This is a genomic window from Mesorhizobium sp. B283B1A, from assembly GCF_020165735.1.
In the GTDB taxonomy this organism is placed as follows: Bacteria; Pseudomonadota; Alphaproteobacteria; order Rhizobiales; family Rhizobiaceae; genus Mesorhizobium; species Mesorhizobium opportunistum.
Map to the genome: position 1 here is coordinate 37795 of NZ_JAIUIQ010000023.1, position 22952 is coordinate 60746.

Genomic DNA, 22952 nt, shown 5'->3' on the forward strand with positions numbered 1-22952 from the left:
ACAGAAATGGTGATCAGTTGCCGGGATAGGCCGTGCCGGTGCCGAGGAAACGCTTTGTCGTCTGGCGCGCGGCTTCTTCGGACTGCGTCTTGCGAGCCGCATCCTCCGCCTCAGCGCGAAACTGCGTCGCGAGCAGCGTCTGGATCTGCATCTGCTGCTTGGTTGACAGCGCGATCAGTTGGTTGGTGGCCTGGCTTGCCTCAAGCGCACCGGCAGCACCCTGGCTGCGGTTGACGAGATCAGCAAGCAGGTCGCGATCGCCGCGGACGTTCTCGAGGATCTGCGACTGGACACCCATCGTCTGCCGGAACGCCTGCATGGCGCTCTGCCAGCGCTCGCGCGCTGCGCTTGCCACATCGCTGACCTTGATCGTGGCGTCGTAGCTTTCGGGATATTGATTGCGCCACTGGTCCTGCAGCTTGTCCAGATCAAAACTCAGGCCACTCGCCTGGTCCATGAGCCCGTCGATCCGCTGCAGCGAACCGGTGAGCTGGCCTACCGAAGAAAAATCCAGCCTCTGAAGGTTGCGCGCCATGTTCTGTAGCATGGTCGCCTGGTTCTGGAGCGACTGTATCTGGTTGTTGATCTGCTCCAGTGAGCGTGCCGCCGTCAGCACATTCTGGGTGTAGTTCGAGGGATCGAAGACAATGAGCGCGTAGGCTGGCTGGACATAGTCGGCCATCGGTTTGGCCATCAGGGAAAGGGTGAACAGGCCGGAAAGGAAACGGCGCCGCATCATGACGATTACTCCATGTCTGGTTGAGGGAATTGGCGGAGAAGCTCGGCGGCCCAATCGAGCCCGCGGGCATTCAGGAAATGAAAGGCAAAGCCGTCCTGTCCCCGGTCCGACAGGATCTTGTCGATCAGGGTCTGGCTGGCAGGATCGGAGGCGCCGCATAGCGCAAGCGCGATTGGGCCCAAGCCCAGCTGAAACAGCCGGTTGCCGCGGCGCGATTGCAGATAATATTGCCGCTTCGGCGTGGCGCGCGCGACCAGTTCGATCTGTCGCTCGTTCAGGCCGAAACGCTCGTAGGCTTCCCGTGCCTGTGGTTCCACGGCACGGTCATTTGGAAGAAAGATGCGCTGTGGGCAGCTCTCGATGATGGCCGGTGCGATTGCAGAGCCAGCGATGTCGGCCAGTGACTGCGTGGCGAAAATGACGGAGACGTTCTTCTTGCGCAGCACCTTCAGCCATTCGCGTATACGCCCCGCAAAGAGCGGATTGTCGAGATAGAGCCAGGCCTCGTCGAGCATGAGCAATGTCGGTCGTCCATCGAACCGCGCCTCGAGGCGATGGAAAAGATAGGTGAGCACCGGCAGCACAGCGCCTTGGCTGTGCATCAGCTCTTCGGTCTCGAAGCACTGCACATCCGACAAGGCCAGCCGATCGTCGTCCGCGTCCAGCAACCGGCCGAAGGGCCCGTCGAGCGTGTAGGGCATCAAAGCGGACTTCAGCGCGTTGGACTGAAGCAAGACCGACAGGCCGGTGAGTGTGCGTTCCTGCGCGGGCGCCGTTGCAAGACTGGTGAGTGCCGACCAGATTGCCTCTTTCGCCTCCGGGGTGACGGTGACGTTCTCATGGGCGATCAGCCCGGCGATCCATTCGGCTGCCCAGCTGCGGATCACCGGATCGTCAATCTTGCGCAGCGGCTGGAAGGCAAGCGCACCGTGGGCGCGCAGCGCGTGATGCTCGCCACCCATGGCAAGAATTGCGGCCCGGGCTGAATTGCCTTTGTCGAAGACATAGACCTGCGCGCCGGCATAGCGTCGGAACTGCAGAGCGAAGAGGGCAACGAGAACCGATTTGCCGGCGCCGGTCGGTCCGACGATCAGCATGTGGCCGACATCGTCGACGTGGGTGGAAAGCCGGAACGGTGTCGACCCGCTGGTTGAGGCGAACAGAAGCGGCGGGGCCTCTGCCTGTATAACTTTGGCGAGATGCTCGTTCGCCGCCGGGCCGGCCCACACCGAGGAAAGCGGCATCAAGTGGGCGAGGTTCAATGTGTGAACGAGCGGCTGACGGACATTGGCATAGACATGGCCGGGCAACGAGCCGAGCCAGGCCTCGACCGCATTCACGCCTTCACGGATCGTGGCGAAGCCGAGGCCATTGACGACGCGCTCGACCGCGCGGAGTTTCCCCGCAGCGGCTTGATGGTCCTCGTCCCAAACCGTCACCGTCGTCGTCAGATAGCCGAACCCGACATGATCGCCGCCTAACGCCTGGAGTGCGGCGTCGGCATCGAGCGCCTTGTTTTCGGCGTCGGTGTCAACGAGCGGGACGGGTTCGCTGGTCACCACCTCGCGCAGGATGGCCACGATCGATTTGCGCTTGGCAAACCACTGCCGCCGCAACCGCGTCAGCGTCCTGGTGGCCTCGGTCTTGTCCAGCGGAATGAAGCGCGTCATCCAGCGGTAGGGGAAATCCTGATGGTTGAGCGCGTCGAGAATTCCGGGCCGTGTGACATTCGGAAAACCGAGGATGGTGAGCGTGCGCAGATGGTGGTTGCCAAGCATCGGCTCCAATCCGCCAGTAAGCGGCGCATCGACCAGGATGCCGTCGAGATACATGGGTGTTTTCGGCGCGGCGACTGGATGGCGGCGGGTGGAGATCGTGCCGTGGAGGTAAGTCAGCGTCTCGGCATCATCGAGTGCGCGTATTTCGGGCATAAAGCCCGACAGGAGATCCAGCACGCGGCCGGTCTCGTCCCGGAACCGCGTCAGTTCCTGGCGCCACTCTCTCTCGCCTCCTGAATGATGCGAGTCGACCAGAGCGCTTTGCGCCCGCGCCTGGCTGTCCGGCGGCGGGATGAACGTCAGCGTTAGGTGATAGCGGCTCTCGTAGTGCGCGACCTTGCCTTGAAAGGCCGCGCGCCGTTCTTCATCCACCAGCCATGACGCAGCGTCGGGGAAACGCGAGCTTGGGTAGCCCAGCGCCTCGATGCGCTCGGCGTCGAAGAACAATGCCCAGCCGGAGCCGAGCCGTCTGAGCGCATTGTTGGCCCGCGCGCAGATGCCGATCAGTTCGGCTTCTGTTGCACTCTCGAGATCAGGCCCGCGAAATCCAAATGAGCGCTGGAAACTTCCGTCCTTGTTGAGCACGATGCCCGGTGCCACCAGTGCGGCCCAAGGCAGATGATCGGCAAGTCGGTCGGCCTTGCCCCGATATTCGGAAAGATTCAGCATGCGAGCCACCCCTTCAGGCGAAGATGGCGGACGAGCACGCTGGCGAAATCCGGGTCGCGGCGGGCCGCGATGACAGCCACCGTGTGCCCGCAGATCCACAGCACCAGTCCGGCAATCCACTGCTGCAACCCCAGCCCGACGGCCGCGGCGACGGTGCCACTGAGGATGGCCACCGCTCGCGGCGCGCCGCCGAGCAGGATCGGTTCGGTCAGTGCGCGGTGAACCGGAACCTCTAAGCCCTCGATATGGTGCTCTCCGGCCAACATCAGACGAGTGCCCCGCCGCCAAAGGAGAAGAAGGAGAGGAAGAAGCTCGATGCGGCAAAGGCGATCGACAGGCCGAAGACAATCTGGATGAGCCGACGGAACCCACCTGCCGTGTCGCCGAAGGCGAGTGTCAGGCCGGTGGTGATGATGATGATGACCGCGATGATCTTGGCGACCGGCCCCTGCACAGATTCCAAGATCTGCTGCAGCGGCTGCTCCCAGGGCATTCCGGAGCCGGCGGCGTATGCCGGAAACGTGAGAAGAAACGCGAGCGTGGTGGCCCAGAGAAAGCGAAGCTTCTTGCGCATGAAGTGACCTTTCAGAGTTGCTGGAGTTGCGGAAGCGTGAGCTGGGTGACGGCGTAGTCGCCACTGCCGTCGAGGCCAGTGACCTCGGCGATCGTCTCGATGCGGCGCGAGGATCCGCGGCCGGCGATGAAGACGATCAGGTCTATCGCCTCGGCGATGAGCCGGCGGGGAACGGTGACCACGGCTTCCTGTGCGAGCTGCTCGATGCGGTAGAGGGCGGACCGCGCCGAGTTCGCATGAACGGTGGCGATGCCCCCTGGGTGACCAGTGTTCCATGCCTTCAGCATGTCGAGCGCTTCCGCGCCTCTGATCTCGCCGACGATGATGCGATCGGGTCTGAGGCGCAGTGTCGAACGCACGAGATCGGCGAGCGTGACAGAACCACGCCTGGTCCTCAGCGCAACGCAGTCTTTTGCTGCGCATTGAAGTTCGCGCGTATCCTCGATCAGGATCACCCGCTCGTGGCAGTCGGCGACCACGGCCAGCAGCGCATTGGCAAGGGTTGTCTTGCCCGATGAGGTGCCGCCCGCGACCAGGATGTTGCGCTGCTCGCGGACGGCTTTCTTCAACGCATCAGCCTGCAGCGGCAGCATGACCCCGTCGGCGACATAATCGGCCAGGCTGTAGAGCTTTGCGGCGGGCTTGCGAATGGCAAAGCATGGCGCCAACACCACAGGTGGCAGCAGGCCTTCGAACCGCTCGCCCGAGGGCAGTTCGGCGCTTACGATCGGATTATCCGCATGCGCTTCGGCGCGCACGTGGGAAGCGACGAGGCGGACAATGCGCTCCGCCTCGGTAGGATGGATGTGCACGCCTGTGTCGAACAAGCCTTCCCCGAGCCGATCGATCCGCAGTGCTCCGTCGGGATTGACCATCACCTCGATGATCGATGGGTCTGAAAGCGCTTTGGTGATCGCCGGGCCCATGGCGGTGCGCAGCATCGCGCGGCGGCGATGATCGGCTTCCGGATGAGAGTTCACCCTTCCTCTCCCCCGCCATTGTCTTTGCCAAGCGACCGCTTCCCGGAAGCGATCTGCCGGCCGACCTGCTCGACAAATTTGTCGAAGCGCTCCTGGCCGATGGCCTGCGTTACCCTGTCCGGGGCCGGCGTGTGGGCGTGAAGCGTGATCGAGAAGCGGATAAAGAGCGCCAGGCTCTCCATCGTCATCTCGGCGTCGCGCCTGACATGAGCGAGGTCGCGAGAAAGACGGTCGAGCCTTACCCCGTATCGTTGGTCGAGCTCGTTCTCGCCACGCCGCTCGATGAAGGCTTCTACTGCCTTGGCGACGATCGCCGATTTGGTGGTCGAAGGATCACGACTGAGTTTGTCCAGCTTCTCGCTTAACTCGAACTCAAGCAGAAATTGGTGACGAATGCGGCGGGGCTTCATGTGGCTTGTTCCAACTGCCAGCGCTGCCCGCCGGCACGGGAACAAGCATCCGCCAGATGCCCAAAAACGCTTATCGCCCTTATCTACGCTGAGGTACGCCGTCAGGAAGCAGCGTTCAGAAGCCGGGCACGATGTCCTTGTCGTCGCCCCTTCCCTCATTGATGCCGTAGGCGCGGGCCGCCGTCGAAATCCGATCCATGACACGTTTGTCGGCGACCGGCTCGCTATCATCGTCAACAGACTTGAAGAGATCGTCCTGCTCAGCTTCTTGAGAAAGCACGATTTGATCTTCCGGTAGAGCTGGATGGCGCTGCTGCTGGACGCCGCCCTCGTCCCCGATCGCCGCGTCGGCAATTTCGTCGCCTGCAGCCAGACGACCGTCAACGCTGCGCACCCGTCCAGTCCAGTCGTCCGTGCGGGAAGCCGGACGGTCTGCGTAAGGGCTGTCCCGCAGCACCGGGGAAGGTAGCACGCGTTCGGTAAAATTCCGGTCCTCATAATAGCGCAGCTTCTGGACGCGCAACGGCGGCAGCCCTGAAATCAGCACCAGCTCGTCGGTTTGGGGCAGCTGCATCACCTCGCCAGGAGTGAGCAGCGGTCGGGCCGTTTCCTGCCGGCTGACCATGACGTGCGACAGCCAGGGCGCCAGCCGGTGGCCGGCATAGTTGCGCATCGATCTAAGCTCCGTTGCGGTGCCGAGCGCATCCGAAATGCGCTTGGCGGTGCGTTCGTCATTGGAGGAAAAGGCAATACGCACGTGGCAGTTGTCGAGAATGGCACTGTTCTCGCCATAGGCCTTGGATATCTGGTTCAATGATTGCGCGATCAGGTATGCGCGAATGCCATAGCCGGCCATGAAGGCGAGCGCGGTCTCGAAGAAATCTAACCGGCCGAGCGCCGGGAATTCGTCGAGCATCATGAGGAGTCGATGTTTGCGACTCCTGCTTGGATCGCCCTCAAGGCGCTCGGTCAGGCGTCTGCCGATCTGGTTCAGGATCAGGCGCACCAAGGGCTTGGTGCGCGAGATGTCCGACGGCGGCACGACCAGGTAGAGCGATATCGGTCGCTCGGCATCCATGAGATCGACAATGCGCCAGTCGCAGGTCGATGTTGCCGCCGCGACCGTCGGGTCGCGATAGAGCCCGAGAAATGACATGGCGGTCGACAAAACACCCGAACGCTCGTTTTCCGATTTGTTCAGCAGCTCACGTGCCGCCGAGGCCACGACCGGATGGACCTCAGGCTTGTCGGGCGTGCCCAGGTGGTTGGTGGTCATCATCCGCTGCAGCGTCGCGGAAAAGGAACGTTGCGGGTCCGACAGGAAAGTGGCGACGCGGGCAAGCGTCTTTTCCTCTTCGGCATAGAGCACGTGCAAAACGGCGCCGACGAGGAGGGAATGACTTGTCTTTTCCCAGTGATTCCGGCGGTCCAGCGCGCCTTCCGGATCTACCAGGATGTCGGCGATGTTCTGAACATCGCGGACCTCTTGTGGACCCTTTCGTACCTCAAGCAGCGGGTTATAGCGCGCCGACCTAGGATCCGTCGGATTGAATAGAAGGCAATAGGAGAATTTCGACCGCCAGCCGGAGGTCAACTGCCAATTCTCGCCTTTGATATCATGAATGACCGCCGAACCGGTCCAGGACAGAAGAGTTGGAACAACCAGTCCGACGCCCTTGCCTGAACGTGTTGGGGCAAAGGCCATGACGTGCTCGGGCCCGTCATGGCGCAGATAGCGATCCTTCAGCTTGCCTAGGAAAACCCCGGCCGGCCGAAACAGCCCTGCCGTCACGATCTCCTGAGTCGTTGCCCACCTTGACGAGCCATAGGTCGTCACCGATCCGAGCTGTCGCGCGCGCCACAGCGAACCGCCGATGGCGGCGGCACAGCCCACGAACCCACTCGCGCCGGCGAGCGCACCGGCCTTATCGAAGACCTCGGGCGCATAGGCGTCAAAATGGTACCACCATTCAAACAGTTTCCACGGCTTGTAGATCGGCCAGCCAGCCGCAACAAACCACGGCGCGCCGAGTGGCGGCTGATGGCCCAGCATGTGCGCGCACCACTGCGTGGCCGTCCACACGCCGAGCATGACGATTGCGAATACGACGACGATCTGCCCAATCAGCAACTTCGTGGGCGTCATTGGCTTGCTCCGCTGTTTCGAACACCGGGGCAAGCATCGCGCGCCGCGATGTGAACTGAAATGCACACTACGCACGACCAGGTGCGATGAGGAGCAGCGCCGGGCTCGTCACAAGGATTAGCCGGAGCTATTAAGGCCTCGACGATACCGTCCGACTGCTCGTTCAGCCGAAGTGCATTTCTATCGAAGGGCCGTGACCATCATTCGACGGTAACCGATTTTGCGAGATTGCGCGGCTGGTCGACATCTTTGCCCATCAAGACCGCCGTGTGATACGCAAGAAGCTGTATCGGCAGCGCAAAGATCATTGGCGCGATAATCTCGTCGACTACCGGCAGCACGATCGTGTGCATCGTGTCGAGTTTCGAAGCAGCGGCCCCTTTCTCATCCGTGATGAGGATAATCCGACCGCCTCTGGCGGCCGCTTCCTGCATGTTCGAGACGGTCTTGTCAAAAAAGCGATCATGTGGCGCGATGACGATCACTGGCATGTTTTCGTCGACCAGTGCGAGCGGACCATGCTTCAATTCACCAGCCGCATATCCCTCGGCATGGATGTAGGATATCTCCTTGAGCTTCAGCGCACCTTCCATTGCCAGTGGGAAACTGGTGCCGCGGCCGATATACAGGACGTCATGGCATTTTGACAGTTCGCGCGATAGGAGCTCGACATCTGGCATGATGCTGTTCAGGACCCGGCCCATGACGCCCGGCATTTCGGCAAGACTCGTGACGAGCGCCTTTGCCTCATCTTGCGTTGCCGTTCCACGGGCCCTGGCAGCGCCAATGGCGAGTGTGGCTAGAGCCACAAGCTGGCAGGTGAACGCCTTGGTGGAGGCAACGCCGATCTCCGGGCCGGCGAAGATCGGGAAGACGGCGTCGGCCTCCCGCGCAATGCTCGATTCCCGGCTGTTGACGACAGCGCCGGTCTTCAGCCCACGCGCCTTGCAGTATCTCAGGGATGCGAGCGTGTCGGCGGTTTCACCGGACTGCGAAATGAAAAGAGCCGCCGACTGCGGCGGCAACGGGATCTCCCGGTAGCGGAATTCGGACGCGACGTCGATTTCGACCGGCAGGCGCGCATAGCGCTCGAACCAGTATTTCGCGATCAGTCCAGCCAGATAGGCGGTGCCGCAAGCCGAGATCGCCAGGCTCGGGATGCCGGCGAAATCCATGCAAGACGGCGTGTCGGCGCGATTCCCTTCGAAGCTGGTGTGATAACCGAGCGCACGGGCGACAACCTCGGGCTGCTCATGAATTTCCTTCTCCATGAAATGGCGATACTTGCCCTTATCAGCCAGATATGCCCCGGCAAGGGAAGTCTGGCGCGGACGCTCGACGGGATGGCCATCGAAATTGAAGATGTCGACTCCTGTCTTGCCGATAACGGCCCAGTCGCCGTCGACGAGATACGTGACCGCATTTGTGAAGGGAGCAAGCGCGATGGCGTCGGAGCCCAGGAACATCTCGCCGTCGCCATGACCGATCGCCAATGGGGGTCCATTGCGCGCCGCCATGATGGTGGACGGATCATCCTCAAAGAGAACAGCAAGCGCATAGGCACCCCTGACGCGCTTCAGCATGGCATGCATTGCCTCACCCCTCCCCATGCCCTCACGGCGGTATCGTGCCAAGAGATGTACGACAACCTCGGTGTCGGTATCGGTCTGGAACTCGGCGCCCGCCGCCGCGAGTTCATCCTTCAACTCGGCGAAATTCTCGATGATGCCGTTGTGAACCACGGCCACACCCTCGGCAATGTGCGGGTGGGCGTTGCGCTCGGTGGGTGCGCCATGGGTCGCCCAACGTGTATGTGCGATGCCGACGATCCCACTCAGCGGCTCTTCCTTCAACCTTCTCTCGAGGTCGACAAGCTTGCCCTTCGCGCGCCGGGAGTGCAGCGAGCCCTCGCAAATGGTGGCAAGGCCGGCTGAGTCATAGCCGCGATATTCGAGCCGCTTCAACGCGTCGACCAACCGCTCCGACACCGGCTGATGCCCGACAATGCCAACAATCCCGCACATGACTTCGTCTCCGAATTCTTCCCAGTAGCCTCAGTCGGCCCGAAGGGAACGCGCCAAGCGCTCAGCCTCCGTAGTAGAATTCTGCAAAACAGGTAAAATCGATTTTTGGGATAGCTGCCATCCAGCCAGCGGATAGGCGAGCATGTCTTTTGACATCCGGCGAGACGGATCGTTGATCTCGGCTCTGCAGGTCTCCTGACCTCAGCTCACCCGTCTCGGAGAGTTAGTAAGCTGTCAATTCGCCAGCGTTTGGCGCAATTTGCGGCCATGTTCAGTGCTTTTTCGACCTGCGCGGCCGCGCAGATTGTCCCTGCAAGCTGTCCATCTTGGGGACCGCCGCGTGTCGCGGAGAGGATCGTCCGGTGGCCGACTTAGTCGCGGAGTGTTCGGCGGTGCGGAGTTTCGGCCGCTGAAATTCAGCCGTGGCAACGTCGCCGAGTTGCCGACGCTGCCGCCGCAACCGGGCTGTGTCGATCTTAGACAAGGCCGAATGCCAGGCTCTGCCGATGGCCCTAAGGATCATTTGCTTTGCTACCTTCCTCTGCTGCCCAGCGCATTCGCTTCGTCTGCGTCAGTCGATTTGGGATCGTGCATCAAAGATCGATGCCGATGCGAATCGGGTGGCTATCAGCCCCATTTTTCGCTGCCGATGCAAGCAGGCTCGGAGCACCTTGTCGAAGTCTTGCCCGGGCCGATCGAAGGCAGACCGCGTTCGTATGGCTGCGCAGGTCACGAAACGTTGGGCCCACTCCTTTGCCGACCGATGTTCCAAGAGATGCCCTCGCGCTGCACCAGGCCGGAAACCTCTTTGCCGATGTGCCGCTCGAGCACCGGCCGCCATGGTACGAGCGTGAACTCGCGCGATTTCTCGATAACGGCATATTTGCCGCTGGCGAGTTCAACTGACCGGCGGAGCGTGCCCTCTACGCGATGACCGGGCCGCGTTTCGGCATAGGACAGGCCAAGCTCTTCCGACAGTTGACCGGCAACACGGTTCAACTCCCGCTGGCGGAGGATCGAAATCATGTTGGCGCGATAGACGATCCGATCCTGCTCCTGATCGGCAAGGCCCTGCGCGATCAGCCACTGCTGTCGGCGGCTCCGCGCCTCCTGCATCTCACGGCCGAAGCCCGAGTTGCGTAACCTCTCTGATGCCTCGGAGACAAGCTGGCTGTCGATCCAGGTCGCGCCGTCAAAGCCAACCTGCCGCTCCAGCGGCATCGAAGAGAGCTTGTCGACCGTGACAGGCTGGGTCCTGGCCTGCTGGCGCTCGTAGGCGGCTACACGATCGAGATGATCCGGCGCGATGATCCAGGTGCCATCGGGCTCGCGCTCGACGCCCCCGGTAGCGCGCCGGATTGCCTCCAGCCGGCGCACATGTGTTTCGGCGAAGCGGTCGGTGGAGGTCGGATCGTGCTTCAGATGAATGTCGATGTTGTAGCGGCCGTGATGGGCAGCCGCGATTTCGGCCACCGTGCGGTCAACCAGCCTGCGCTCTGTGTTCCTCGGCGCGACACGCACGATGCAGCCGTCGGGCGTCGGCTCTGTCGCCTCGCCTTTGCCGATGTCGATGTATCGGGTTTTGCCATCCACACCGTCGACGATGAGGTAATGCCGGTCGCTGAGCTCGTCGGCCAGCCCGCGCGCGACAACGCGGCCGACGACAGGGGCGGGCTGCTCGCCCGATCCATCTTGGATCACGCAGTCGGCGACACTGCGGGAGATCCCCCTGCCCGTCAGTTCGCGATGCAAGGTCTTGATGATGTCGCCGCGTTCGCCGATGCGGCGCAGCGTCGCTTCAAGCCCGTCATCGAGCCGCCAGCGGCGCGGGGCGATCTCTTCGGCCAGATCCATGCGCTCGAGCTTGCGCAGGCGCCCCTGATGCAAGGTCTGTCGAAACGCGTCGCGGCTATCCGGTGACACGAGCCCACTCTCGTCACGCAGCTGCAGCAGGCGGCGGTCGATGCTGGTGAAGCGTTCCTGCTGCATTTCCTGACGCAGGCGGTGCTCGATCTCGTGGTCGGTGCGCGGACCGAGATCGAGGCTGACCAGCTCGGCAGCGCGCTCGCGGATGCCGCTCGAGATGTATTCGCGCGCTATGACGAGATTCTCGCCGCGATCGTCCTTGCCACGCACGATGATGTGGGTGTGCGGATGGCCGGTATTGAAATGGTCCACGGCAACCCAGTCGAGCTTCGTGCCGAGATCCTCCTCTATCTGTGCCATGAGCCGCCGCGTCAGTGGCTTGAGGTCGTCGAATTCGATGCCGTCCTCGGGTGCGACGATGAAGCGGAATTGATGGCGATCGCCATCGGCACGGTCGAGGAAGTCCTTGCCGGCGACGCGATCGCTGTCGGCGCCATAGAGCTGGCCAGGCGCGCCGTCCCGGGTGACGCCGTCGCGCTGGATGTAGCGCAGATGCGCACGCGCCCCGTCCGCGCTCTTGCCGGCCAGCTTGACGACACGCGCCTTGACGACGACCCGGCGCTGGCGGAAGGCTGCATGGCGATCGCGTGATTTCAACAGCGCGGCCGTCGCCCCACCCCGGCCTATCCGGCTGCCCGCGAAGCGGCCACCACGCTGGGGCCGGCCACCAGCTCGGTTGATCGCGGCCCGGACCTGGCCGGCAAAGCGTTTGCCGGCCTTCGAACCACGCGATCCAATCTTCCCGAGCTTCGGTCTGAACTCGTCATCCCGCATGCTTGGCCTGCGCCTGGAACAGAGTCGAATCAGCCATTTGCGCTCCAAAGCTCTCCTGACGCTGGAGGGTGCCTCCGGCAAAAACGATGTGCAGACAAACACTTCGCCGCCTCTTGGAGGGGGTGCCTTTATCTTGCCTTCCGCGCCCCACCCCTTCGGACGCGTCCGGCCCCCCTTTGCTAGCGTTCCGGCTCCTTGACCTGTGCGACGTCGCTTCCCAGCGGCACGAAGAGATCGCCGTTTCGCGCGCCGGCGCGATCACCATTTTGCGGGAAAAACAGCGAGCGCCCCGAGGGTGCATTTTGCCTGCCTGGAGCGACAGATTTGCCCTTGAACTGCTCGATGTCGGTTGCCGAAACTCCGGCCGCCCCGAGCTGCTTGAGGTAATCGACGGTCTCTTTCGGCAGCCGCGTGCCGCGCTTCAGATGCGCCTCGTAGCGCTCGGGTCCGGCGTTGTAAGCGGCAAACAGACCGGGGAACCCGAAGCGGTCATACATGGCCCGAAGATAGGCAGTGCCGGCCAGAATGTTGTCGCGCGGATCGTGGGGATCGGCGCCTAGTCCGTATTGCGCACGCATGTCCTCATAGGTTTCCGGCATCACCTGCATGAGGCCCATGGCACCCGCGCGCGAGGTGATCGGCCGGCCGTGGAGCATAGTCTTGCCCCTGCTTTCGGCATCGATCACCGCGTAAATCCAGGCCTCGGGAACACGGAAACGCTTGCTTGCTTCGCCTGTGAACTCATGCCACCTTCGAAGTTGCGGACTTTGGGAGATGGCGACCGGCTCAGCGCCGGTCGAGGCGGAACAGGCGCATGGCGCGACAGCGATCATGCCAAGCATCAGGAGGGCTACTCGGTCCATAGCGGCGCGAGCCTCCCGATGATGCTTGCGGTTCGGACCGGCCCGAAATAGCGGCTGTCGAAAGAGCGCGGTGCCTCGCCGTTCAGCACGAAGAATTCGTCGTCAGCGAGCGCGCGGCAGCCGCTCCACCATGGCAGCGGACGGCCTTGGGTGTCGGTTGCGAGCCGCTGTGCGACGATCTTGCCGCCGATGATGATCGCCTCGTTGAAGGCGCAGACACGTTCGTGCGGCAGCGCGGCAATGTGCTTTACAAGGGGAACGCCGTTCGGGAGATAGCCGCGTTCGGCAGCGAGGCCGGCAATGGCATCCGGTGCGCCGGCGAGCACCAGGTCGCCGCGTGCGGGCGCTCCCGCGACGACGCGATAGAGGCCGACCGGCGCGCTCGCCGAGGCGTTCCAGACCAGGAAGGGCGACGGGTTTGCAAGGGGGCCGAAGGCAATCAGGCCAAGGGCAATCGTGGTCCCGGCGATCGCCTTTGTCGCCAGGACACGGCGCAGGCGGCTGCCGGTCAGACGGATGGCAGGAGGCCGGCTCATGAGCGGCCTCCATCGTTGGAAAGGGTGTGGTTCTGGCGGCCTTTCGACCAGTCGTCGAGCTCATCGATGTGGTAGCGGACGTAGCGGCCATGCTTGCGGAATTTCGGGCCGCCGCCGTTGAGCCGCATTTTTTCCAGCGTGCGCTGGGAGAGCCCTATGTAGAAGGCGGCTTGGGCTGTGTTGAGAAACGGACTGCCCTTTTTGGCGCGGGCGGCGCGTTCGTTTTCGTTGTCCATGATGATCCTCGTTTGGCTTGCGAGCCAGGCGAGGATGGGCGGGCGAGGTCGTCTTGGGGACGGGCGAAGAGTTGGGGGCGAGTTTTCGCCGCTCCTCGGCAAAAGCCCCGCGCCGGCTGGGGCGCGGGGCTCTGATGATGGGTCCGATCAGTCGGCCGGATTCCAGATGATGGCGTAGGTGTCGTCATCGTCCTGGCCGGCGGCGCGGCCCAGATTGGCGTAGAGCTTGCGTGGCCCGAACTCCGGCGCTGCAATCGACAGGCTCACATAATCCTTGCCTGACGTCTCACCGGTGCGGATCCAGCCGGCGCCAACTTCGACCCCTTGCGTCAGCACCCGGTAGTCGGGATGATTGTCGGCGCTCTTGGCCTGGTTGGGGATGATGTCGATGTCGGCGCGGACGCTGAGGGTCTTGAGCTGGCCCTTGTAGGCGCCGTTTTCCTGCTTGTTGACGTAACCGATCGCGGTCATTTCGAAGTCTCCTTTTGCTGTCGCCGGGGACCATCCCCTGCGATGGCGGACCGTGATGGACGCGTCCGGAGCGCCTGAACCCGACAGGGCCGCAGCGCCAGCGGAGGACCCGAGCCGGCGGCTTTTTTGAAGCGGAGCGGCGCGAGGAAGCCGCCGCAGGCGGCGGGGAAAAAAGCTGCTGGCGAGGGTTTCGGGCGGCCGGACCCGTCCATAGGTCGACAAGCCAGCCGCAGGGGATGGTCCTGGAGGGAGCATGGAGTTCGTGGCAAGCGCGGTCGCTGCAGCCAAGCCAGGAGAGGCGGGAATTGGAGGACTGCGGCTGATGCCGTGCCGTGCCGATTGAGATCGTGCCCAGGGGTCGGGCGCCGGAGCAGGCTCCGACGGGCTGATCGAGCCGCGGGATTAAGGTGGTTTGCCCGGCTGGATTCTGCCGCGGGAAGGCGGCGGCAAAGGTCACGAAAATGCGGCCATTGCGACCGGGGTACGATGCCGAGCGGCGGCCTCTTCGGAGGCCCCCGCCCAGCCTGACGTCTATTGGCAGTCGAACAGTGAGCGGACCCGCGCCCATTGATCGGCGGTGCGCAAGCCGCCTCGATCCGTGTAGCTTTCGACCGGGAATTTCATCCAGCGGGGCAGCCAGGTCTCGACCTTTTGCCTGCCGTTGCCGCCGCACAGAAAGTCGCGGATGATCGTCTTTTGCTTCTTCACCTTCTCGGCGACATTGCCGTCCGCGACATGCTTGCCGCCGATTTCGGCAAGCATGGAATTGGCAATTTCCCTGTCGCGCAACAGGTCGAAGAAGGCGCCGTCCGGTTGCCAGCAAGCGGCAGTGTCGACATTGAGATGATTGCCGAGCGCCTCGATGACGGCGCTGCCGGCTTCGAGCGTCTCAGCCATGACGATGCCGAGAACGCGCATCACATCGTCGTCGGACAGCGTCAGGAGATGCGCAAACAGGCGTGCCGTGCCGAAGTCTCCGCCATTGCCGCCAGCCACCGCGCCACCCTCGTCCGGTTCGCCAAGCAGCGCCAGGACCTCACGCCGCTTATCCGTGAAGGTGGCCTCGGCCTTGCAGGCTGACAGGCTTGCCGCCACGATCTCGTTGGCGGCGCGCTGCGGCTCGGTGCGCACCTGCCACAGGCTGGAGCCGGCGATCGCATGTGCCACCATCAGGCGAAGGGCTGCGGCCGGACGGTCAAGGAGCGCCAAGCGCACGATGGCATGGCGGTGCAGATCGACATAGTTCTGCATCGGTCCGGTGAGTTCGGGCCGCGAGGGTTTGTCCGGGGTCTCGGCCACTGCGGCCTCGCTTTGATCGCGGGCGCGGCAGGCTTCCTTGCGCGACAGCCAGCCCTCGTGACACCCGACCTCGCCGCGATGCGAGACTGATATAAAGACCTTGCCGCCCTTCTTCTTCGGCGTCTTTTCGTGGTCCCATGCGTGGAAATGTTGACCCGGTTCGAGCACGATCACTTCGCTCCATCCGGCCTCAAGATAGGCATCGCGTCTGGCGGCTATCGCCTCGTTCTGCTTGAGCCAGAACAGGTCGGCGTCGGCAAAATAGCTTTCCTCGCCGAACAGATCGGAGACGATCAGGCCGGGATAGTCCTCGATGGCAAACAGCGCCACCCTGGTCGAGATCGACTGGCCGCCGAACAGCCATTGCTTCAATTGCCAGCCGCGCGGCGCGCGGTTGTCGGGATCGGCAAAGAGCGCCAGCCAGTCCTTCTGCTGCGCCTTCGAGGCCATGGTGAGGTGGCGGACCGTCTCGGCATCGATTTCCTCGCGGCGATAGGCTTCGCGAATCCTGGGCAGAAGCTCGCCAAGCGCCAGAATGCGCTTCACCTGATGCTCGGTAAGGCCGAAAGTGGCCGCGATATCGGCAATGGTGCGACCTTCCTTGATGAGGCGGGAAAAGGTTTCCCATTGCGAGACCTCGTCGGGATCGAGGCGGGCGATGTTTTCGATGAGGGAGGCTTCGAGCGCGTCGGCGTCGTCGCCATCCTCCATGATGGCGCATGGCAGCGGCTCGGCCTCGCCGCGCTCGTCGGCAAGGGTCTTGGCTGCGAAATAGCGTCGCCGTCCGGCGACGATCTCGAAGGTGTCGGGCGAGCCGTTGGGCCGCACCAGAAGCGGAACAAGGACGCCGCGCGCGCGCACCGAGGGCAGGATGTCGGAAATGTCGGGCGCGCGTTTGGAATGCCGCATGTTGGCGGCAGCGACGCTCAATCGGTCGATGGAAACGTGGGCAAGCTGCATGGTCTTTCTCCTTTGCAATGGCCGAAATTGCCTGACCGCGAGGCCGCAGGCCGAGCGGCGCGGCGGTTTTGCGCCGGATGGCGCTATTGTTCCGCCGGGTCGGGCGGAAGCTCGGGAAGGGAAAGCGAGAGGGCGGCGGCCTGCCGCAAGAGCCGTTCGGCCTCGGTGATGTGGCCGCATAGGCGAGCGGCTTCGGCATAGACCGAGAGCGGAAACCGCGCCTTGAAATAAAGGTCACGCTCGATGCCGAGGCCAAGTGGTCCCTTGACGGCCTGGAGCTCGGCAAGGCTGACGCTGCCGAGTTCGGGGAAGCCCAATCCGAGATCACAGAGGCCGAAGAGTGTATCGCCATCGGCGTCGAGATCGCCCAGGAGCCAGGTGGCGGCGCCGACCGGATTGAACAGTTTCACGACCGGAACATGGTCGGTTTCGGTCGCGGCAGCGCCATTGGCGAGCAGAAGAAGGCGCAGTTCGTCGGTGATCAGGATCATTGCTGAGTTCCTTCAGAACGGTGCTTGAGAGCGAGTTGACAAACACGCCGAGGCGAGCGGCTGTGCGCCGCGCGGCCGCATCGCGCGCCGTCAGAAGCGCAAGGCTCTCGCGTAGGGCGAGAAGCGCGCTCATGCGGCGATCTCGGCATGCGCCTCGCCTTCGACCTCGGCATTGGAGCCGAGCAGGAGATCGGCGGCTTTCGAGGCATGGCTGGCGGCGCGGAAGATGGCGCGATTGTCCTCGCGCAGCACGCTCAGCCACGAGCCGATATAATCGGCATGGCGCACGGTCGGCTCGATGCCCATAGTGCTGCAGACGAAGGCTGCGCAGATTTCAGCGACCAGTTCCTCGCGGGCATAGGCCTTGGAGCCGAACGAGCCGGAGAGGTCGCGCGCAAGGCGCGTCGGGTGGCCGGTCCAGTGGCCAAGCTCGTGAAAGCAGGTCCGGTAATAGTTGATCTGCTGAAAGAAGGTCGGTTGCGGCGGCACCTGAATGAAGTCGCTGCCCGGCATGTAGAAAGCGCGATCGCCGCCGATGCGGACATCCGCGCCGGTTGCACGAATGAGCGCCTCGGCCTGCGGGATGATCTGGCGCTGCGGCAGCGGATCGGCGGCGGCATGGAGATGTTCGGGCAGGTTCTCGCACTGCGCGACATTGAAGACGGTGAAGCGCTTCAGGTAAGGCACTGCCTGTGGTTCGTCGCCATCGGCGTTGGCGCGTTCCTTTTCGTTTTGCGGAACAAAGCGGTCGGCGTGAACGATGGTCGTTCCGCGCTCGCCTTTCCTGACATTGCCGCCAAGGGCAAGCGCCTGCCGGAAGGTCAGCCAGTTCTGGCTGGCATAGCTGCGCTCGATGACCGCGCCCCACAGGATCAGGATATTGATGCCGGAATAGCGGCGCTCGGTGGCCGCATTCCTGGGCAGGCCGAGGCCTGCCTTTGCGCTTCCCCAGGGCTTGACCCATGGCACGGTGCCGCGCTCGAGCTCGGCAATGATGCGGTCCGTGATCTCTTGATAAAGGCTGGCGCCTGAGCGCCCGCCCCTGTTTGCGCCAGCCTTTCGGCTGCCGGAACGGTTGTTGGTTGAACGCATGCCGTGGTCCTCCGCTCGCCAAATCGCGCCCTCCCCCGGAAGCGGGGTGGGCGGCGAAAACGACCGCAAAGGCCCGCCGTGAAAGGCGGACCGCATCCGAAGGACCGGAACGCAGAGGAGGACCCGAAGCGCAGCGAAGGGTTGCGGGATGCCGCGGCGGGCCTAGAAGGGAGAGCCGCCCACCGCGCGCACCCGGGGACGGCCTAAAGACAGACCACGCCGGCCAATCGGCCGGCGGCCGTGCGCAGCCGAAAGGCTGCCCAAGCCAGGGGGCGAAGCCGGATGGCCGAGACCGCCTGAGCCTTGCGAAGAAAAGCGGGCTCGGTGCACGAGCACCCGGCGCGCGCCTGCCGGCGCGCGGGATTCAGGACTGGTGATCGGCACCGCAGCTGATGTCATAACCATCGATTCTTGCGCCCGGACGCGTGGATATGGTCGACGCCGCAGAGCCGTGAATTTCCACCTCTCGGCGCCCCTTGCCGCGTAACGGAGAGTGCGTCCAGGAGCGAGATCGCGGCCCCCGGAATCTTGGGTGATAGCGCACGCCGGGAGACGGCGCCATGTTCGGCGTCGCGCTCGCGCCCCGCGTTACGGTCTGGTCAAGAAGCCAAACGCGAAGAAGGCGCTCAGGAGCACATCAAAACCCCAGCTCCCCAAAGACGATCCCGAGACCCTCGGTCGGAATGGCACTTTTGCAGCTGTCGAAGATCGTACCTTCGCCTAGGCGCGGGCATCAGCAATGGAGCGTTGCAGTCGGGCCATCCCCACTTCCCCTGGGATTACTTCGTCGCCGACCACCAACGCCGGTGTGCCCTCGATGTACAGATCTTTGGCGAGTGCGAAATTGCGTGTGATGGCATTTGCGATGGCTGGGTCTTGCATGTCCCGCTTCAGCTGCTCGAGATCGAGGCCCACCCGCTCTGCAACGGCTAAGGTGGTGCGCTGGTTGAGGAAGCCAGGGAAAGCCATGAGGGCGAGATGGAACGCCTGATACTTCCCCTGTTTGTGCGACGCGAGCGCTGCGCGCGCTGCAAATTTGGATTCTGGCCCCAGGACTGGGAGTTCCTTGAACACAAGCTTCACATTGGGATCATTGCTGAGGGCCTCCTGTAGATCGAGAGTTGCCGCCCGGCAAACGCCGCAGTTGTAGTCGAAGAACGAGACCACAGCGGTGTCGCCATCCGGATTGCCCGCAATTGGCGAGGCTGGGTCGTTGAGGAGGGCGTCGCGCCGCTGTGGAATGCGTATGCGCAAGTCAGCCGCTATCAGGCGTTGGTCCTCCACACATTGCAGGTCCTCGGCCGTATCCAGATGTTGTTTCAGCGCTCCCAGCGCGAACAAAGCGAGGGCCAACAAAACGATTACTGTGACAAGGGCGGCATTCAGCCTGGACATGGGTGGGCTCCAATCAAACATGAACGGCAGGACGCCCGCGGCGCCGGCACCCCCGGCACGTTGCGGCGCTTCTCCCGTCGCGGCTCTCCGGTCAAGCGCCGCACCCCCCGTGTCGCAATTCCCGTGCCATCGCCGCCCGCAGCAGGAGCTCACGCAGCGCTGCGCTGCGGAAAGCGTGGGCCGTCGTGCATTGAACATCACTGTGGCTCACAACTGTGGCTCACAGCTGACTTCGTAGGCTGGGTGGCCTCGCTCGACGGGCGCACCATAAGATGGCGCAACCGGCGGCGGTTTCGCGACATAAGGTCGGGAACCGTTCAAACAATTGGCGGGGGATTTGTCGGCGCTTCCTGTGCACTTTGCAGAAAATAGGTCTGGGAAATTTCACAGAGCGCGGCCACAAAACTCGAACGGCAGCCGAGTCCTCCACTGTGGCTCGCTTTGCAAGCGCTAGTTCATCTCCGGCCCGGGGAGCCACTTATTCCAGAAATGCCTTGAAACCCAAGGACTCCAAGGGTTTCCATTCCCCAGAGATACACCGCGAGATACACTGCGGGGTAGAGGCTGCGCCCAAGGACAAGGCTGAGCCGGACAAAGACAAGCGCCGATCTTTCACATTGGATGAGGCTGCCGCCATCTCGGCCCGCCTTGTGTCACACGCCAAGACCGACCTCCAGCACATTTGGCGCATTCTTAAAGGGACTGGATGTCGCCTCGCCGAGGTCTCAGGTTTGCGGGTTGCAGACGTGCATCTCGAACATGCCATCCCGCACAGCCCGTGGAGCTGGCAAAGCGCTCAAAGCAACCGAGGCCGTCTCAGGGTTCAGGACGCCTTATCCACACCAAGGGCGAGGCGTCGGTGGACAGCTCGTCGAGCCGCAGACGAACGACACAGCCAAACCCTCTGACACCAACACGTCGCCAACATCGCGACCATCGGCAAAGAGCAAGCCACAGCGTCGGCCGTAGTTGCACTTGTCGGTGCCCTCAGTGCCTGCTGGGCAGGAACATGGGACCATCTTCAGCTCCAGCTTCGCCTCAGCAACCAACTCTTTGAGGCGCGCCTTCGCTCGACGCCCAAGGTCTCTCTCAGAGTCGCACCTTGGCTCGATGCTTTCGGGCGCGTTAAAGCCGACAAGCCGGGTTCCCTTCGCGGCACCATTGAGCCGAATAGTATCGCCATCCGTTATCGTGAACTGGGTTCTGGCAAGCGGCACCCACTCCGATCCGCCGGACCTCGCGAAGGATGGCATGCTGGGCCAGGTAACGTGACCACCCCTAATGATGAAGGAGTAGATTAAGGAGCCAACGATCAGAGCCAAAGCGATCCCAAAGGTTCTAGCAAACCTGGCTGCCAAATAACGAGCTTCGCGGGCGAGTGGGCTTCGCCAGCGGCGCGTTTGCCATCGCGGGGACGATGGGGGCCTATCCGAGCGAGATTGTGGCGATGCGTTGGCGTTTGGCGGCGCGGGGCCTATGATCTCGTAAAGCTTTGCCCATTGCTTCGCGCTCAGCCGCGTGCGCGGGCCGTACTTCACCAATCGGTCACGCATGTCGAGCAGGAATTGGCGCTGCCATTGGGTGAAGTGGCCGCGAACCAATGCAGCCTCGATACGGGACTTCAGATCGTCCTCAGGCTGCATTTCCGCTGCCCCATTCCCCCAATCACATTACTAGGCAGCCGGCTTGGTGTGAATAGGCACTCAACCACTCGGCGGGAAGCAACGCAACGTGTCCCAGTGCGCCCTCAACCTCCAGCAGGGAGAACTCGCGGGGCTGCCTGAGGGATAAACGTGACGGACATGGGACCCCCCAGAGCAGCGAGGAACTTACTCGGAACGATCGTGTGTGATGCGAGTTAACCATCCGAAGCGGTCGATCCTCGGATGTAGCCGCTCAAAGAGCCCGCTGCCTGTTCCCTCCGGTGGCGGGTCTTTCCTTTCCTACAAAGACCGAAGCATCCCCTGCTCCTTAGCAGCCTCCTCGAAGGCCTTCTGGACATCTTGGGGTGACGCTCGGTCCTCGAAACAGTCGATGCAGAGCTGCACCGCCTTGTTCCACTTCGGTCCCCTCTCGGGCCACTTCATGAGTTCCTCAGCAGCAGTCTCGACGTTGCTGACGCCCAGCGTGATGCCGACCTTCTCGGTTCTGACGGGGACCACAGGGCTGAACCAATGGAGTTCCATCAGATGAACCTACGGTGGGAGAGCCTGCACTTGAGGTCTTCGGCATTCAGTAGGTCGACCAGATCGTCGGCATATTCCCTATTGAGGCCTATCGCTGGCCAACCATCAGGCGAAACCGGCTGCCCGGTGAACACGTCGAACACCGTCCAGGTCCCGTCTTGGTCTCTCCTCAGGTCGTACCTCAACTGCCTCATCAGGGTAATTAGGGTTTCCTGATGAGCCACTTCAATGGCGTCGAGCAATGAGGCTAGAGTTGGCGGCAGCTCAGGTTCAACTTCCAACCTGAAGGCTTTCCGAACCTGACGGCGGTTGTCCTCGTTTCGTATGAGTTCCTGAAGAGAGTCGGCAACAGTCTTGTGGCCGGCTTTGTCGCGCTTCGCCATAGGGAGTCCCCATGAGTTTGGCGCCTATAACTTATGGTCCGATTGGCTCCCCTTGGGGGCACGTTTCAGTTCGTACCTTGGCTCCATGGGGCGATACGTTGTGCTTCCGATCCAACTCGTCAAGCATGGACCGATGCTCCTCGGTCATATCCCAATCTGCTGGGAGGTTCAGCAGTTGGCGGATTTGATGGCGCAGTGTCTCTGAAGTAATCCACGTCCGAATGAGACGCGATGTAGCCTGCTGTTGCTCGGGAGAAAGCTCTTCCATGGTCGGCCCGCACGGTTAGCACCGAGCCAAACCTTTGGTGACCTTAATGGTTCCCGAAGAACAGGACTGCCTGAAGAGATTGGAGCAGCAGCTACTCCGCCGCCACCGATTGGAAAAGATCATCGCCGCGAAGGCCTGTTTTGTAACGTGCAATCAGGCGTTCCGCAGCCGTCGTAGCTTCAGGGCTTTCGCGGTCCATCCCGCGCACCTCACAGAGCATATCGAACAGCCCCTGGAGGAGGGACAGTTCCTCCGGTTCGAAGGTGCCGTTCGCGATGCGTGTTACTGGCATGTGATCCCCCTGCCCATTTGTCCGGATCATTCGAGCGGGTCAGGTAAATGTCAACTCGGACCAAAGCCCAAAGTGGCCATGTACCCGGAGGGCTAATCGTGCAGGTCGAAGAGAACGCCCTTTCCAGTTCTTGCAGCTATTTGGACCACCTTTTCACACAGTGGGTTGTCGTTGCCCAATTCGTCCAGCTCGTCCTTAAGGTCAGGGCGCTTCGTTCGGATAAACGCGACGGCCTTCTTAAGGGAGACGATTTCGCCCTGAATGGCCTGGTCTATGGCTTGCTGTATGACGTCGTCGGACTTCAACAAGCGTTCCATCCGCGTGACCTCCCAATCCCCTCTCAGCGACAATATTGGGAGGACCTGCTGAAAAACCAAATCACATTATGGGATCGGAATATTTGGTAAAAAAATCTGAGCGGCTGATCGGATAACTGGCCCGCGCCTAGACCCCCCGTCCC

21 protein-coding genes are annotated in these 22952 nt (G+C 62.6%); all 21 read right to left on the reverse strand.

Annotated elements, in window-relative coordinates; all coding sequences use genetic code 11:
* Positions 1-13 precede the first annotated feature (13 nt).
* The 21 genes from trbJ to LB577_RS20245 all read right to left on the reverse strand — a co-directional run bounded on the left by trbJ (position 14) and on the right by LB577_RS20245 (position 22809).
* Complete coding sequence (gene trbJ, locus LB577_RS20140) at positions 14-739, reverse strand: P-type conjugative transfer protein TrbJ (RefSeq protein WP_224688035.1); 726 nt, start codon at positions 737-739, stop codon at positions 14-16.
* A gap of 5 nt (positions 740-744) precedes the next feature.
* On the reverse strand, positions 745-3186 hold the full coding sequence (trbE, locus tag LB577_RS20145) for a conjugal transfer protein TrbE (protein WP_224688036.1): 2442 nt from the start codon (positions 3184-3186) through the stop codon (positions 745-747).
* Positions 3180-3452: a VirB3 family type IV secretion system protein gene (locus LB577_RS20150; protein ID WP_224688037.1), complete on the reverse strand. Its 273-nt coding sequence runs from the start codon at positions 3450-3452 to the stop codon at positions 3180-3182. Before LB577_RS20150 ends, trbE begins: the two co-directional genes overlap by 7 nt.
* A complete protein-coding gene (locus tag LB577_RS20155; RefSeq protein WP_064993433.1) occupies positions 3452-3760 on the reverse strand; it encodes a TrbC/VirB2 family protein in 309 nt (102 codons plus the stop codon). Before LB577_RS20155 ends, LB577_RS20150 begins: the two co-directional genes overlap by 1 nt.
* 11 nt (positions 3761-3771) lie before the next feature.
* On the reverse strand, positions 3772-4740 hold the full coding sequence (trbB, locus tag LB577_RS20160) for a P-type conjugative transfer ATPase TrbB (RefSeq protein WP_224688038.1): 969 nt from the start codon (positions 4738-4740) through the stop codon (positions 3772-3774).
* Positions 4737-5150 carry a CopG family transcriptional regulator gene (locus LB577_RS20165; protein WP_224688039.1) on the reverse strand — a complete coding sequence of 138 codons (414 nt, stop codon included), beginning with the start codon at positions 5148-5150 and terminating at the stop codon, positions 4737-4739. Before LB577_RS20165 ends, trbB begins: the two co-directional genes overlap by 4 nt.
* Positions 5151-5265: 115 nt before the next feature.
* On the reverse strand, positions 5266-7296 hold the full coding sequence (locus LB577_RS20170) for a conjugal transfer protein TraG (protein WP_224688084.1): 2031 nt from the start codon (positions 7294-7296) through the stop codon (positions 5266-5268).
* Positions 7297-7496: 200 nt separating this feature from the next.
* A complete protein-coding gene (gene glmS / locus LB577_RS20175; protein ID WP_224688040.1) occupies positions 7497-9320 on the reverse strand; it encodes a glutamine--fructose-6-phosphate transaminase (isomerizing) in 1824 nt (607 codons plus the stop codon).
* 729 nt (positions 9321-10049) lie between these two features.
* Positions 10050-12020 (reverse strand): relaxase/mobilization nuclease RlxS, encoded by a 1971-nt coding sequence (gene rlxS, locus LB577_RS20180; protein WP_224688041.1) that lies wholly within the window; start codon positions 12018-12020, stop codon positions 10050-10052.
* 179 nt (positions 12021-12199) lie between these two features.
* Positions 12200-12883 (reverse strand): lytic transglycosylase domain-containing protein, encoded by a 684-nt coding sequence (locus tag LB577_RS20185; RefSeq protein WP_224688042.1) that lies wholly within the window; start codon positions 12881-12883, stop codon positions 12200-12202.
* Complete coding sequence (locus LB577_RS20190) at positions 12871-13419, reverse strand: S26 family signal peptidase (RefSeq protein ID WP_224688043.1); 549 nt, start codon at positions 13417-13419, stop codon at positions 12871-12873. The genes LB577_RS20185 and LB577_RS20190 overlap by 13 nt, the downstream gene beginning before the upstream one ends.
* The gene (locus LB577_RS20195) at positions 13416-13655 is read right to left on the reverse strand and encodes a helix-turn-helix transcriptional regulator (protein ID WP_224688044.1); all 240 of its coding nucleotides are present in this window, start codon (positions 13653-13655) and stop codon (positions 13416-13418) included. The genes LB577_RS20190 and LB577_RS20195 overlap by 4 nt, the downstream gene beginning before the upstream one ends.
* 147 nt (positions 13656-13802) lie before the next feature.
* Complete coding sequence (locus tag LB577_RS20200; RefSeq protein WP_013533279.1) at positions 13803-14126, reverse strand: DUF736 domain-containing protein; 324 nt, start codon at positions 14124-14126, stop codon at positions 13803-13805.
* Positions 14127-14657: 531 nt separating this feature from the next.
* Positions 14658-16385: a ParB/RepB/Spo0J family partition protein gene (locus tag LB577_RS20205; protein WP_224688045.1), complete on the reverse strand. Its 1728-nt coding sequence runs from the start codon at positions 16383-16385 to the stop codon at positions 14658-14660.
* An 83-nt stretch (positions 16386-16468) separates the two neighbouring features.
* On the reverse strand, positions 16469-16876 hold the full coding sequence (locus LB577_RS20210) for a DUF2958 domain-containing protein (protein WP_224688046.1): 408 nt from the start codon (positions 16874-16876) through the stop codon (positions 16469-16471).
* Positions 16877-17005: 129 nt separating this feature from the next.
* Positions 17006-17968 (reverse strand): ArdC family protein, encoded by a 963-nt coding sequence (locus LB577_RS20215; protein ID WP_224688047.1) that lies wholly within the window; start codon positions 17966-17968, stop codon positions 17006-17008.
* A 720-nt stretch (positions 17969-18688) separates the two neighbouring features.
* Entirely contained in the window at positions 18689-19363 is a 675-nt protein-coding gene (locus LB577_RS20220; RefSeq protein WP_224688048.1) for a DsbA family protein, read from the reverse strand.
* A gap of 1943 nt (positions 19364-21306) precedes the next feature.
* Positions 21307-21549 (reverse strand): DUF982 domain-containing protein, encoded by a 243-nt coding sequence (locus LB577_RS20230; RefSeq protein ID WP_013533285.1) that lies wholly within the window; start codon positions 21547-21549, stop codon positions 21307-21309.
* On the reverse strand, positions 21549-21932 hold the full coding sequence (locus tag LB577_RS33315; RefSeq protein ID WP_318013529.1) for a hypothetical protein: 384 nt from the start codon (positions 21930-21932) through the stop codon (positions 21549-21551). Before LB577_RS33315 ends, LB577_RS20230 begins: the two co-directional genes overlap by 1 nt.
* Positions 21933-22291: 359 nt before the next feature.
* Positions 22292-22492: a DUF2076 domain-containing protein gene (locus tag LB577_RS20240; RefSeq protein ID WP_224688049.1), complete on the reverse strand. Its 201-nt coding sequence runs from the start codon at positions 22490-22492 to the stop codon at positions 22292-22294.
* Positions 22493-22584: 92 nt separating this feature from the next.
* The gene (locus LB577_RS20245) at positions 22585-22809 is read right to left on the reverse strand and encodes a hypothetical protein (protein WP_013533288.1); all 225 of its coding nucleotides are present in this window, start codon (positions 22807-22809) and stop codon (positions 22585-22587) included.
* Positions 22810-22952: the final 143 nt, after the last annotated feature.